This is a genomic window from Bradyrhizobium sp. HKCCYLS1011 (assembly GCF_051167795.1).
In the GTDB taxonomy this organism is placed as follows: Bacteria; Pseudomonadota; Alphaproteobacteria; order Rhizobiales; family Xanthobacteraceae; genus Bradyrhizobium.
In genome coordinates, this window is the sequence record NZ_JBNPTT010000004.1 from 264,471 (window position 1) to 277,973 (window position 13,503).

The following is a 13,503-nucleotide window of genomic DNA, read 5'->3' on the forward strand; positions in this document are numbered from 1 at the left end:
TTGCGGCCCCTTCGGCGACGATCCGCCAACGCGTCGTATCGGCCGGGATCAGGGCGCTTTTGCGGCGGGGATTCCGATGAAGGAATCATACAATAGGCCGGCGACGCCAGCAACAATGGCCACATCCGCGAGGTTGAACACGTACCAATTGTAGACCTGTCCGGCGATCTCGACGTGGAGGAGGGCGAAGTCGACCACCGCCCCATAAGCGAGCCGGTCGATCGCGTTGCCGATGGCGCCGCCGATGATCAGGCCGAGCGCGATGGTTGCGAGCTTGGTCTGCGAGCGCACCATCCAGATCGCGAGCGCAACCACCGCGACGGCCTTCACCGCCATCAGCGCCAGCTGGGCCACGGGGCTGTCATTCTGCAGCCAGCCGAAGCTGATGCCGATATTCCAGGCCAGGACCAGGTCGAAGAACGGCGTGACGCGCACCGGGGCGCGATTGGCGATGTCGAAAACGTACAGCAGCCACAGCTTGGAGGCCTGGTCGACGACCAGGGTGGCAAGGGCGGCGAGGAGGCCGGAGCGGAGAGGAGATGTCATGCCGGGGTACTGGCCGCTGAGGACGAGCCTGCTGCTGCAGCAAAAGCTGTCGTCGCCGCGAAAGCGGGGACCCATACGCCGCGGCGGCTTTTGTTTGAAAGACTCTGGATCATCTTTCTTTGCTTACAAGCGAGGACGGTGGTTATGGGTCCCGGCGTTCGCCGGGACGACAGTTGAGTTTGCGGCGGCGATGACGGCCTAAACGCTCACCCCCAGCGCCTTCCATTCGCGCAAGGCCTGCGCGTCGCGCGGCGAGACGTCGGGGTAGTCGGGGTCCTCGCCGACGTCAGGCAGGATCTTCCAGGAGCGCGCGCATTTCTGCCCTTGCGCCTTTTCGACCACGACGGCCACATCAGGCACGGAGTCGAGCCGGAAGGCATCCGCCGGCGCCTCGCCTTCGCGCACCTCGTAGTTCGAGGTGATGCAGACCTCGGCGAGATCGACATCGAACAGCGTGGCGAGCAGAGCGCGGTCGTTGACATAGATGATCGGCGAGGCTTCGAGCGAGGAGCCGATGGTCTTGGCGGCGCGCGCGAGCTCGAGTGCGCCGGTGACGACGCGCCTGACGGCGCGGATGGTGTCCCACTTCGCAGCGAGCGCATCGTCGCGATACTGTTCAAGCCCGCTGGGAAACAGCGTCAGATGCACCGACGGCTCTGCGTCGGGTCGATACATCCGCCAGGCCTCGTCGCAGGTGAAGGACAGCACCGGCGCCAGCCATTTCAGGATCGCGTCGCAGATCGTGTCGATCGCGGTCAGCGCCGCCTTGCGCGCCACCGACGAGGGCGGATCGCAATAGAGCGTGTCCTTGCGGATATCGAAATAGAACGCCGACAGCTCCGAGTTCATGAAGGTCGCAAGCGTCGCGATCACGGTCTTGTAGTCGAACTCGGCATAGGCGCGGCTGACGATTTCGGCCTGCTGCGACAGCTGATGCAGCATCAACCGTTCCAGCTCCGGCATCTCGGCCGGCGCGACCGCCTCGGCGCGGTGGAAATGATGCAGGGTGCCGAGCATCCAGCGGATGGTGTTGCGCAGCTTGCGATAGGTCTCGATGGTGTTCTTGAGGATCTCAGGACCGATGCGCTGATCGTCGGCGTAGTCGGTGGCGCAGACCCAGAGCCTGAGGATATCGGCGCCGGAATCCTTGATGACCTTCTGCGGCTCGACCGTGTTGCCGAGCGACTTCGACATTTTGCGCCCGTTCTCGTCGAGTGTGAAGCCATGGGTCAGCACCACGTCGTAAGGCGCGCGGCCGCGGGTGCCGCAGCTCTCCAGCAGCGAGGAGTGAAACCAGCCGCGATGCTGATCCGAGCCTTCCAGATACATCACGGTATCCTGGCCGCCGTCGACCTTCCGCTTGATGCCGGCGAGGCCGGGGAAGTGCACGGGATCGTCCAGCACGAAGGCATGGGTCGAGCCGGAATCGAACCAGACGTCGAGAATGTCGTCGACCTTCTTCCAGTCCTCGTTGGCGAGCTTCCCTAAGAAGCGCTCGCGCGCGCCGTCGGCATACCAGGCGTCGGCGCCATCCTTCTCGAAAGCGTCGGTGATGCGCTTGTTGACCGCCTCGTCCTGCAGGATCTCGGCCGAGCCGTCGCCGGTCTCGCGCACGAACACGGCGATCGGCACGCCCCAGGCGCGCTGGCGCGAGATCACCCAGTCCGGCCGGTTGGCGATCATGCCGGTGATGCGGTTCTGCCCCGCCGCCGGCACCCATTGCGTCACCGAGATGGCCTGGAGCGCGCGGGCGCGCAGGGTGTCTCCGGATCTTGCCGTGTCGTGATCCGCGATGTCCTTATCCATCGCGATGAACCATTGCGGCGTGTTGCGGAAGATCACCGGCTTCTTCGAGCGCCAGGAATGCGGATATTGGTGCTTCAGCCGGCCGCGCGCGAGCAGCTGGCCTGCCTCGATCAGCGCCTTGACAACGGCGTCGTTAGCGTCGCCCTTCTCGCCCTTGTCATTGAGCACGCGCTTTCCGGTGAAGCCCGGCGCGTGATCGGTCAGCGCGCCGTTCTCGTCGACGGTGTAGGGGATGGTGGTCGAGATGCCGCGCGCGTCCAACTCGCGCGCATGCGCCGTCCAGACATCAAAGTCCTCGCGGCCGTGGCCGGGCGCGGTGTGCACGAAGCCGGTGCCGGTGTCGTCGGTGACGTGCTCGCCCGGCAGCAGCGGCACGGTGAAGCTGTAGCCGCCGGCCAAGCCTTTCAACGGATGGGCGCACTCCACCGCATCGAGCGTGTCGCCGGGGATGTCGCGCACCTTCTCATAAGCCGTGACGCGGGCCTGCTTGAAGATACCGTCAGCCAGCGCGTCGGCGAGGATCAGGAGATCGCCAGCCTTCGCCCAGTTGTCGGCGGGTGCATCCGTGACTTTGTAGAGGCCGTAAGCGATTTTCGGCGAGAAAGAGATGGCGCGGTTGCCGGGCAGGGTCCAGGGCGTGGTGGTCCAGATCACCACCGAGGCATTGGCGAGCGCGCCATGCGCCGGCGAGGTGACCGGAAATTTCACCCACACCGTGTCCGAGGTGTAGTCCTCATACTCCACCTCGGCCTCGGCCAGCGCCGTTTTCTCGACCACGCTCCACATCACCGGCTTGGAGCCGCGATAGAGCGTGCCGTTGGCGGCGAACTTCATCAGTTCGCGGGCGATCTGCGCTTCCGCCGGATAGCTCATGGTGGTGTAGGGATGATCCCAGTCGCCGATCACGCCCAACCGCTTGAACTCCTCCCGCTGCACGTTGAGCCAGTGGTCGGCATAGGCGCGGCATTCCCGGCGGAAGGCGACCATCGCGGCGGAATCGCGGAAGTCCGGCTTGCTCTTGCCCTTCTTGCGGTAGTTCTCCTCCTCGATCTTCCATTCGATCGGGAGCCCATGGCAATCCCAGCCGGGGACGTAGTTGGAATCGTGGCCCAGCATCTGCTGGCTCTTGGTCACGACGTCCTTGAGGATCTTGTTCAGCGCGTGCCCGATATGGATGTTGCCGTTGGCATAGGGCGGGCCGTCATGCAGGACGAATTTGGTGCGGCCCTTCGCGCTCTCGCGCAGCTTGCCGTACAGGTCGATCTCGTTCCAGTAGTTGAGGATTTCCGGCTCGCGCTGGGGCAGGCCGGCGCGCATCGGGAAATCCGTCTGCGGCAGGAACAGGGTTTTGGAATAGTCAGGGGCGTCGGACTTTTGCGGCTTCTCGGACATCGTGATCTGGCTGGCTAGATGAGGCGCGGAAACGCGAATGATCGCGGGCGGCGAAACAGAGACATCCCGGTCTTGCGCCGAGCGAAACGCTCAGGCGGAAGCCGGGCCGCTAATGCCGATGGTGCGCCGTATCAACATGAGGCGCCTTCCATAGCAGGCAGGCGCGAAAATCGCAAAGTCTCGCTGCCGCTATTCGATCTCGCCGAGCGCCGGGAATGCGCCGGGCTGGGCTGCGAGCTGCGCGCGGGCCTTGGCGCTGTCGTCGTCCATCTGCCGGATCAGCGCCTCTACGGACGAAAATTTGGCCTCCTCCCGGATGAAGCCGATGAAGGCGACATCGAGTTGCTCGCCATAGAGGCTGTCCTTGAAGTCGAACAGGTACACTTCGAGCAGGGCTGCGCCGTTGTCGAACGTCGGCCGGCGGCCGAAATTGGCGACGCCGTCGATCAGGACCCGGTTGGCGCCCCGGCCGCGGGCCACACGCACGGCATAGATGCCGTGCCTGAGCCCGCAATCGCGGTCGAGCCGCATATTGGCAGTGGGATAGCCGAGATCGCGGCCGCGCTTGTCGCCATGGATCACCTCCGAGGTGACGAACCAGGGACCGCCCAGCATGGTGGTGGCCTCGTCGATATGACCCTCGGCCAGCGCGTCCCGGATCGCAGTCGAGGATACCGGCCGCTCCTCGATGTCGACATGGGCCTGGACATCGACCTCGATGCCAAGCCGCGGCGCCTCGTTGACCAACAGGCTCGGCGAGCCGACCCGGCCCTTGCCGAAATGGAAGTCGTAGCCGACCGCGATCCCGGACACGCCGAGCCGTTCGATCAGATCATGGTGAATGAAATCTTGCGCGGAGGTCTGGGCGCGGGCCTTGTCGAAGCTCATCACCACTGCGCCGGCAAGCCCGGTCGCGGCCAGCAGCCGCAGCTTGGCGGTCTCGTCGGTCAGGCGGAACTGGGGGGTGTTGGGGCTGAAGAAGCGCCTCGGATGTGGCTCGAAGGTGAGCGCCAGAGCGGGGCGGCCATGGGCCCGGCCCATCTCCAGCGCGGCATTGATGACGGCGCGATGGCCGAGATGAACGCCGTCGAAATTCCCCATGGCGACCACCGCTCCCCTCGGGATCGCCGATGACGGAGTGGTATCGCGGATCACGGTGAAAGCGGACATGTCGCGGGACGACCTCAAGACATTGGCATGTGCCCGAAAGGGCCGATGGTTGCGGCGGACCGTGGGCGGCAGGGCTTTGGAAGTCAAGCCACCCGGTTCTCGGCGCGTTCACGGTTGAGGGACGGATATGCGAACGGGCCGCAGTTAACGGGCTGTTTAAGGCCTGATGCTAGTGCTGGAGCTGAATGGCGGAAGGGCCATTGCCGGCCTTATCCGCAGTTGCGTTTCAAGTACAGTCTGCGCGTTTGTTCGCGTGTGGGGGAGTCAAGATGGCGGTTGATTTGACGATGCCGGTGCTCGTCGTCGACGATTACAGCACCATGATCCGTATCATCCGGAATCTTTTGAAACAGATTGGATTCGACAATATCGACGATGCCAGCGACGGCTCGATGGCGTTGAACAAAATGCGCGCCAAGAAGTATGGCCTGGTGATCTCGGATTGGAACATGGAGCCGATGACGGGCTACGATCTGCTGCGCGAGGTGCGCGCCGATCCGAACCTCGCCACCACGCCGTTCATCATGATCACCGCGGAATCCAAGACCGAGAACGTGATCGCGGCGAAGAAGGCCGGCGTGAACAACTATATCGTCAAGCCGTTCAATGCCGCGACGCTGAAGACCAAGATCGAGGCGGTGTTTCCGGATATGGCGACGGCCTAACGCACGCGCTCGATCCGACAAAGACGAAAAACGCCCAGCCTCGAGCTGGGCGTTTTTCATTTTACCATTTCAACTCGCGCATCAGCGCCCGCGGCGGGTGGCCGAACAGCTCCCGCACCGAGGCGGGGTCGAGCTGATCGATGCCCTCGAATTCCTCCGAGTGGATGCCGCGGGTGACGAACAGGCAGTCGATGCCGAACCCGTGCGCGCCGGCGAGATCAGTGCGCACGGAATCGCCGATCGCCAGCACCTGGTCGCGCGTGATCGCGTGGCCGGCATGGTTGGCGGCCAGCTCCATGGCCCGCTCATAGATCGGGCGGTGCGGCTTGCCGTAGAAGGTCACCTCGCCGCCGAGCTCGCGATAGAGCTCGGCAATGGCGCCGGCGCAATAGATCAGCCGGTCGCCGCGCTCGACCACGATGTCGGGATTGGCGCAGATCAGCGGCAGCTTCCGCTCGCGCGCCCGCAGCATCATCGGCCGGTAGTCCTCGGCCGTCTCGGTTTCGTCGTCGAGAAGCCCGGTGCAGATGATGTAGTCGGCCTCTTCCAGCGACGACAGCACCGGATCGAGGCCGCGATGGATCGAGCCGTCGCGCTCGGGGCCGAGCCAGAACAGCTTGCGGCCGGGATGCGCGGCCACATAGAGCCGCGTCAGATCTCCGGACGAGACGATGGCGTTGTAGATCTTGTCGGAGACACGCAGCTTGCGCAGTTGCCGCTGCACCGAATCGGCCGGGCGTGGCGCATTGGTGATCAGAATGACGGTGCCGCCGTTCTTCCTGAACCGATGCAGCGCGTCGCAGGCCTCGGGGAAGGCTTCGAGCCCGTTATGGACCACGCCCCAGATATCGCTCAGCACGACCTTCTTGCCGTCGAGCAGGTCGCGCAGCCGCTCGACGAGACGGAGCTCGGTCATGAGGTCCGACGCAAATTAGGCCGTCCCGGCAATACGACGGGCCAGCGCAGCGTTGCCGACCGCGCGTGGCGGCGGGTTCGCGGTTGCTGCATCGGATGCGGTATCGCCGGGGGCATGAGGCTCCTGAATCTTGATCTCCTGCCCGGTTCCTGGGCTCGAAGCGGCCCCGCCGGTAGCAGATGCGCCTTCGGGTCGCAACGGGCGGGGCGGGGCGAATAGGAAACCTTGGCCGAAACGGATGTCGTAATCCAGAAGATCGACGACCGAGCGCTCGCCTTCGATGCGCTCTGCGATGAGGTCGATGCCGAACCGGCCGAGCAGATCGGACAAATCGGAGGGGTGGATGTCGGAGGCCGAGCTCTGCTTCGGATCAAGCAGCAGCGCTGCCGGTACCTTGATAAAGCGGACACCGCGATCGGCGAGATCGCGCGGCTCGAAGCGCAGGTCGGTGACGTGGTCGATCGAGAAACGGTAGCCGCGCTGCGCCAGGGCGGCGAGGTGCTCGGTCTCGCTCGGCCCGAGATGACGCAAGGTCGCCTGCTTGAACTCGAGAACGAAGGACGGCGCCAGCGCCCGGTTGGCTTCGAGGAAATCCAGGCACTGGGCAAAGATCGACGGGTTGCTCAGCGTCGCAGCGGAGACATTGCAGAACACGCCGACGTCCTTGTTCCGCACCATCAGCCGGCGCAGCACCTGCACGCAGCGGAGCATCACCATGTGGTCGATCCGCCCGACCAGGCCCGCGGCTTCCGCAATGCCGATGAAATCTTCAGCGGCCAACATCTGGTCGCGCTCGTCGCGCAGCCGGGTCACCGCCTCGTAGAAGCGCACCTTGCGCTGGGGCAGGGTGACGAGCGGCTGCAGGTAGACGTCGAGACGATTCTCGTCGATGGCGCTTCTGACCGCCGCCAGGATCTGCGCCTGGCTGCGCGGGCCCGCCGCTGCACCGGCAGCCGGTGCTTGCGGCCGAGGCGGCGCTGCCGGTGCCGGGTTGGCCGTCGCCTCCGGCAAAGCTTTCGCTTCGGGCGCTTTGGGCGGCGTGTGCTTGATGCTGGAGGCTTGGGCGTGGACGGCATCCGGCTGGATCTTGTCTGGCTGAGTCTTGGGGACCGGGGCCTCATCTTCCGCTTCGAACCCTAAAGGGGCCTGGGGAGGCTCCGCGGTCACCGCGGCCAAGACGTCCTCGTGCTGCGCCACCGTGGTCGCGAGCTGTTTGACCAGGCCGCCGAGCTCGTTGATCTCGCTGACGACACCTTGCAGCCGGTCGGCACCGGCCGAATTGGACGATACGAGGCGGCCTTCGACGGCCGAGAGCCGGCGGCCGAATTCCGCCACCTGGCGGGCAAGGTCCGCGGTGCCGCGCGACAGATCGGCGATCTGGCTGCCGACATCGCTGCGGTCGCGTAGCCGCATCGACACGGCATTGTAGAGGATCAGGAAGGTCAGCGCCGTCAGCGCCACGATCGCGGATTCCGGCCCGCTGAGACCGGCCACGGAGTAGAGAATGAGGCCCAGCGACGCTGCGAGCAGGACCATGCAGATGGCGACGAAGATCGTAGAAATACGGATCATATTGCGAAACGCTCCCAACCGAGAGCGACCTTAGCACTTCAACTGATTCGCGAGGATAGCAGCCCGGATTCAAAACCGCGCGCGTGCAGACGATTTCCGCACCTGCGTTGCTTTCGCGCACGTTCCAATGAAGCTCGTTATCCGCCGCGCAGGAGCGCGTCGACTCTGGAGAGGTGCGAATCAGTGCTGGCGTCGGCGCAGCGCTACGAGGCCCAGCAGCAGGGCCGCAACCGCGATGCCGACCGGGACGTTGACCGAATTGGCGCGGCCCGAACGTGCATCGGCCGCAGCAGCCGACGGCGCGAGCGGGATGGTGTCGGGATCAATATCGTCCGCGGCGGGATCCCGGACCGGCGCGGCGACGGCGACCCGGAGCCGGCTGGCGAGGGAGGGATATTCGGGGGCGGGCCGTTTCATCCTGACAGCCCCGATGACCGCGCAGACCAGCGCCAGCAGCAGCAATAAGCCACCGACGGCACCGAAAGCCGCATAGATCCCGGCGACAGTCTCGATCCAGTAGAACAATGTGCCGAGGCCGACCAGGAAAGCCAGCAGCACGAACAGCCCGGCGGCCGCGAACATCGCGCCGGCCACGGCATAGGATTTCGCCGTTCCGGTGGCCTGACGAGTGCGATCGCGCAAATAGGCGTTGGTTGCGCGCTTCACGCGCGTCAGTCGCTGCTCGATGCCCAGTCGCAACAGATCTCCTGGCGGCGCGAGCATGCACGTCTCCCTTCGGAAAGGCCAACGATCGAGCAGCCGGGGATGTCCACGGCGTGCTCGCCGGGATGAACGTGGAGAGATTTGTAATGTTCCGTTTGGATTGGGCGATCACAAGGGGGCTCGTGCCTTGCCGAAAAAAATCCCCTCCACCGCCGGGCGGTGGAGGGGATCAGATTACGAACAGGACCGATGAGGACGGTGGGTCAGGCCACGGCCTTGATCACCTTGCCGACCTTTTCGACGATCTCGCCGACCTGGTCCTCGCTGACGATAAGGGGCGGCGTCAGCGCCAGGGTGTCGCCGGCGATGCGCAGCATCAGGTCGTTGCTGTGGAAGGCGGTCTCCATCGCCGAGTAGCCGCGCTTGCCGGCGGCGTCCGGCAGCGAGGCGAGGTCGATGCCGGCGGTGAGGCCGACGGTGCGAATGTCGAGCACGTTGGGAAGGCCCTTCAGCGACATCACGGCTTCAGCGAATTTCGGCTCCAGCGCGCGGGCGTGCTCGAACAGCTTTTCGTCACGATAGATGTCGAGCGTGGCAAGACCCGCAGCGCAGGCGATCGGATGCGCCGAATAGGTATAGCCATGGGCGAACTCCACCATGTGCTCCGGCCCACTCATGAAGGCATCGTGGATGGTGTCGCGCACCACCACGCCGCCCATCGGCGCCGCACCGTTGGTGACGCCCTTGGCGAAGGTGATCAGGTCCGGCGTCACCCCATAGCGCTCGGCGGCGAAGGCATAGCCGAGGCGGCCAAAGCCGGTGATGACCTCGTCGAAGATCAAGAGGATGCCGTGCTTCTGGGTGATCTCGCGCAGCCGCTGCAGATAGCCCTTCGGCGCCGGGATCACGCCGGTCGAGCCGGCCATCGGCTCGACGATGACGGCGGCGATGGTGTTGGCGCCGTGCAGGTTGACCAGGTTCTCGAGCTCCTCGGCGAAATGCGCACCGTATTCCGGCTCGCCCTTGGTGAAGGCCTGCTTCTCGCGATCATAGGTCGCAGGGATGTGGTCGACGCCGGTGAGTAGCGTGCCGAACAGTTTGCGGTTGTTGACGATGCCGCCGACCGAGGTGCCGCCGAAGCCCACGCCATGATAGCCGCGGACGCGGCCGATCAGGCGGGTGCGGCTGCCCTGGCCGTTGATCTGATGATAGGCGAGCGCCATTTTCAGCGCGGTGTCAGCGGCTTCCGAGCCGGAGTTGCAGAAGAACACGTGGTCGAGCCCGGCCGGCGCGAGGTCGGCGATGCGGCTCGCCAGCTCGAAGGCCTGCGGAATGCCGAACTGGAAGGGCGGCGCATAGTCCAGCGCCTCGGCCTGCTTGCCGATGGCGGTCGCGATCTGGCTGCGGCCGTGGCCGGCATTGCAGCACCACATGCCGGCGGCGGCGTCGATGATCTTGCGGCCGTCGACGGTGATGTAGTGCATGTCCTTGGCGCCGGCGAGCAGGCGCGGATTCTTCTTGAACGACCGGTTGGCGGTAAACGGCATCCAATGCGCGGCAAGATCGTTCGGAACGGTAACAGGGGAATGTGGGCTCTTGTCCAGCATGGGGACCTCTTCGGGCGTTCTAGGCGGATGTTCAGACGGACAACATCATCCAGAAAAATGGAGGAGCCGTTTTCCTGAACGATGGTGATTTAAGGGTCGGGCGCGCGACGATCGCCGCGTATCCTGGCCAGACGCAAGCTATCAGCTTCGCAGGCCGACGGGAATGTCAAAGGACCGGCGTTCCTGCCGACCTGATGGGCGGTTTCTGCACGGCGTTTCCGGGGCTGTACCGCGGATCGGAACCGCCCTGCACCTTTTTGCGGCAATGCGGAAAGAGAGTTGTTTGCGGCCGCGCAGGGCCCGAAGTCGAGCGGCCGAACCGACGTCTTTCGGCTAAGCGCGAGGCGCGCGCCGGCACCGCGCTCGCGCTTGCAGCAGGTGCGCTGCAATTCGATCAGCGGCGGGGCAAGGTGTCGGTCGCGGCCGGGGTCGCCACCTTGCAAGGGCCAGTCGGGGCTTGCGTCCGGGATCGGCCATGCCGTCAATAACTGGCTGCGCGTGCACGCCTCCTTCACGGTCTCGCCGCAGGTCAACGACTATGGCGTAGCAGCCGGTGCCTTGCGGACGTTGAACGAGGTCGAATGGACCATTTCATGCTCGCAACCATTGAGAGCAAAGATACGACGCTCGCCTCGGTTGCCAGCAATGGGAACTTTCGTTGCATTTCGGTTACTCCGGATTGTTACGGGCGCGTGCTACATATTTCCCGATATTTCGAAGTTTTGCTGCCGCTGAGCGTGGCACGCCCTGCGGCGTTGCCGTCCGCTTGTGGCATTTGGGGGCGGCCTCATGTTGAAGAGTTTTGCTGCCACCTTGCGGCAGATCAGGATCAATCCAGTCCGAGCCCTCGGAGTGATCATCGCCCTCTCGTTCGCATCGTGTGCGTGCGGGCTGCGGCCGGCACAGGCGCAGGGGTTTGTGTGTGCGCAGGTGGGCGGCGGCGATGGCGGTAGCACAGCGGCGGTCGCCAAGGATGTTGCTTGTGGCAACCAGGCGACTGCAACGGGTAACGCTTATTCCCCGCCGCCGATATTCGTTGGAAGTTCGGCCTTCGGCGACCAGGCCAAGGCGGCTGGCGATGGCAGCACGGCACTCGGCAACGAGAGTCAAGCAAGCTTCGGTGGAAGCACGGCGGTCGGCGCGCTCAGCCAGGCGGGTTTGACCGGCACTGCCATCGGCTTGCAGGCCCACGCCAACGCAACCAACGGAAACAGCACGGCGGTCGGCGCGCTTGCCTCTGCATCCGGAGACAGCAGTGTTGCACTCGGAAGCACCAGTCAGGCTAACGGCGCGTTCAGCACAGCGGTCGGCACGAACGCGCAGGCGAATGCGTCGAACTCAATCGCAATCGGCGGCAATGGGGCAAACGGCAGCGGCAATGCAGCCTTCGTGGACGCGACATCCACCAACAGCATCGCCATCGGCAACCAGGCCGTGATCGGCGCCAACAGTGGCAACGCCACCGCGCTCGGCTTCAATGCCCACGTCCTGGGCCAGAGCGGCGTTGCGATCGGTGACGCCAGCGTGGTCAGTGGCAACCAGAGCGTGGCGATCGGCTCATCGAACAAAGTGCTCGGTAACAACAGCGCCGTGATCGGGGTCGGTGAGTATGTGAGCGGCACCGGCAGCTTTGCGATCGGCAATCCCAATACCGTGTTCGGGAACGGGACGTTTGTGCTGGGCAACAACAATCAGGTAAACACCAACACCGGCACCGCCAATTGGGGCGACCACGTCAACGTGGTGGGCTCCAACAACAATGTCGCGTTCACCGCCAGTGCGGCCGGCGCCGCGGTGCTCGGCAATGGCAGCACGATCAATGCCACCAATGCGGTGGCTATCGGTAACGGTACGACGGTGAGCGGGACGTCCGCCATCGCGGTCGGTCTGAATAGTACCGCAAGCGGTACCGACAGTACGGCGATCGGCGTCAGCGGCGCCGCGAACGGCAACTACAGCCTCGCACTCGGCACGGCGGCGCAAGCCAATGGCGACAATGCGATCGCGATCGGCACAAATGCGGTGTCGGCGCCGAACTCGGTGGTGATCGGTCCGAACGCGACCGACAACAATTTCGCCAATGCCGCGGTCTATGGTGCCTCGGCCCAGGTCGGCGCGGCCGGCAATGTCGCGATCGGCAATGGTGCCAATGCTTCGGCCGCAAATTCGGTCGCGCTTGGCGAAGCCAGCGTCGCTACCGGCGCCGGCTCGACCGCAATCGGCCGCGGCGCGACGGTCGTGGCAAGTGCCACCAACTCGGTCGCGATCGGCCAGGGCTCGGTGGCGAGCGCGCCCAACACGGTGTCGTTTGGATCCGCCGGCAACGAGCGGCGCCTCACCAACGTGGCCGCGGGCATCTCGCCGACCGATGCGGTCAATGTCTCGCAGCTGAACAGCATCGCGAGCGGAGTCCAGTCGCAGATCAGCGGCTTGCAAACCCAGATCACCCACGCCAATTCCGGGATCGCGATGGCCATGGCGATGGGCGGCGGCTTCCTCCCCGACAGCAAGCGGTTTGCGGTCGCCACCAATTACGGCACGTTCGCCGGCCAGAGCGCGGTGGCCATGACGGCGCTGGCGCGGCTGACCGACAACATCGTCGTATCGGGATCTGCGAGCTATGGCATGCGCTCTGACGCGAGCCAGTTCGGCGGCCGCGTGGGAATGCAGATCGCATGGTAGGTCAAATTCCGACACGCATCCTTCTGACGGCCTTGCTGATCCCGTTCGTCGGAACGGGAATGCGCGCCGCCGTGGCACAGCAGGTCTCGCAACCACAACAGCCGCAGCAAATCCAACCGCCGCAGCAACCGCAATTTCAAACTCAGGTTCAACCGCAGCAGCAGTCGGCGCAATGGGCCACCATGCCGCGGATGCTGCTCGAGCGGCAATTCGCCGGTCCGCTGCAGGACACCATCGTGCAGCGCTGGCGTGATCCGGCCGACGGCACGGTGTGCTACATCTACCTGCCGATCACGGCGCCGCATTCGCCGCCGACCGCCTCCGGCTTCGTCCAATATGGTGGCAACATGATCGGATCGATCAGCTGCATGCCGTCGCCGCCCGCATCCCACGCCGCGGCCAGCCCGCGGCACCCGGCAACAGCGGCACAGGGCCAGTAATATCAGGGGGCAGCGCGCCAAAAGGAGCGCGCTCGCCGTCGCCC

Annotated in this window: 10 protein-coding genes; 3 read left to right on the forward strand and 7 right to left on the reverse strand. The window is 65.0% G+C overall.

Going from position 1 to position 13,503, the window contains the following annotated elements; translation table 11 throughout:
* Positions 1 to 48: 48 nt before the first annotated feature.
* The 3 genes from lspA to ACQR1W_RS14220 all read right to left on the reverse strand — a co-directional run bounded on the left by lspA (position 49) and on the right by ACQR1W_RS14220 (position 4,914).
* Positions 49 to 546, reverse strand: coding sequence for a signal peptidase II (gene lspA, locus ACQR1W_RS14210; RefSeq protein WP_434851359.1), 498 nt, complete (start codon positions 544 to 546; stop codon positions 49 to 51).
* Positions 547 to 744: 198 nt separating this feature from the next.
* Positions 745 to 3,744 (reverse strand): isoleucine--tRNA ligase, encoded by a 3,000-nt coding sequence (gene ileS, locus ACQR1W_RS14215; RefSeq protein WP_434851360.1) that lies wholly within the window; start codon positions 3,742 to 3,744, stop codon positions 745 to 747.
* Positions 3,745 to 3,933: 189 nt separating this feature from the next.
* Positions 3,934 to 4,914 carry a bifunctional riboflavin kinase/FAD synthetase gene (locus ACQR1W_RS14220; RefSeq protein ID WP_434851361.1) on the reverse strand — a complete coding sequence of 327 codons (981 nt, stop codon included), beginning with the start codon at positions 4,912 to 4,914 and terminating at the stop codon, positions 3,934 to 3,936.
* A gap of 269 nt (positions 4,915 to 5,183) precedes the next feature.
* On the opposite strand from ACQR1W_RS14220, the gene ACQR1W_RS14225 reads away from it, so the two are divergent.
* Entirely contained in the window at positions 5,184 to 5,579 is a 396-nt protein-coding gene (locus tag ACQR1W_RS14225) for a response regulator (RefSeq protein ID WP_008971348.1), read from the forward strand.
* Positions 5,580 to 5,640: 61 nt separating this feature from the next.
* On the opposite strand, the gene ACQR1W_RS14230 is transcribed toward ACQR1W_RS14225, so the two are convergent.
* The 4 genes from ACQR1W_RS14230 to ACQR1W_RS14245 form a co-directional block, all read right to left on the reverse strand.
* A complete protein-coding gene (locus ACQR1W_RS14230) occupies positions 5,641 to 6,495 on the reverse strand; it encodes a TIGR01459 family HAD-type hydrolase (protein WP_434851362.1) in 855 nt (284 codons plus the stop codon).
* A 15-nt stretch (positions 6,496 to 6,510) separates the two neighbouring features.
* Positions 6,511 to 8,067 carry an EAL domain-containing protein gene (locus tag ACQR1W_RS14235; RefSeq protein ID WP_434851363.1) on the reverse strand — a complete coding sequence of 519 codons (1,557 nt, stop codon included), beginning with the start codon at positions 8,065 to 8,067 and terminating at the stop codon, positions 6,511 to 6,513.
* A 180-nt stretch (positions 8,068 to 8,247) separates the two neighbouring features.
* The gene (locus tag ACQR1W_RS14240; RefSeq protein WP_434851364.1) at positions 8,248 to 8,790 is read right to left on the reverse strand and encodes a phage holin family protein; all 543 of its coding nucleotides are present in this window, start codon (positions 8,788 to 8,790) and stop codon (positions 8,248 to 8,250) included.
* 203 nt (positions 8,791 to 8,993) lie between these two features.
* The gene (locus ACQR1W_RS14245; RefSeq protein ID WP_434851365.1) at positions 8,994 to 10,337 is read right to left on the reverse strand and encodes an aspartate aminotransferase family protein; all 1,344 of its coding nucleotides are present in this window, start codon (positions 10,335 to 10,337) and stop codon (positions 8,994 to 8,996) included.
* Between the two features lie 918 nt (positions 10,338 to 11,255).
* Here ACQR1W_RS14245 and ACQR1W_RS14250 point away from each other — a divergent pair.
* Together ACQR1W_RS14250 and ACQR1W_RS14255 are read left to right on the forward strand one after the other, a co-directional pair.
* Positions 11,256 to 13,019 carry a YadA family autotransporter adhesin gene (locus ACQR1W_RS14250; RefSeq protein WP_434851366.1) on the forward strand — a complete coding sequence of 588 codons (1,764 nt, stop codon included), beginning with the start codon at positions 11,256 to 11,258 and terminating at the stop codon, positions 13,017 to 13,019.
* Entirely contained in the window at positions 13,013 to 13,459 is a 447-nt protein-coding gene (locus tag ACQR1W_RS14255) for a hypothetical protein (RefSeq protein WP_434851367.1), read from the forward strand. Before ACQR1W_RS14250 ends, ACQR1W_RS14255 begins: the two co-directional genes overlap by 7 nt.
* The last annotated feature ends 44 nt before the right edge of the window (positions 13,460 to 13,503 follow it).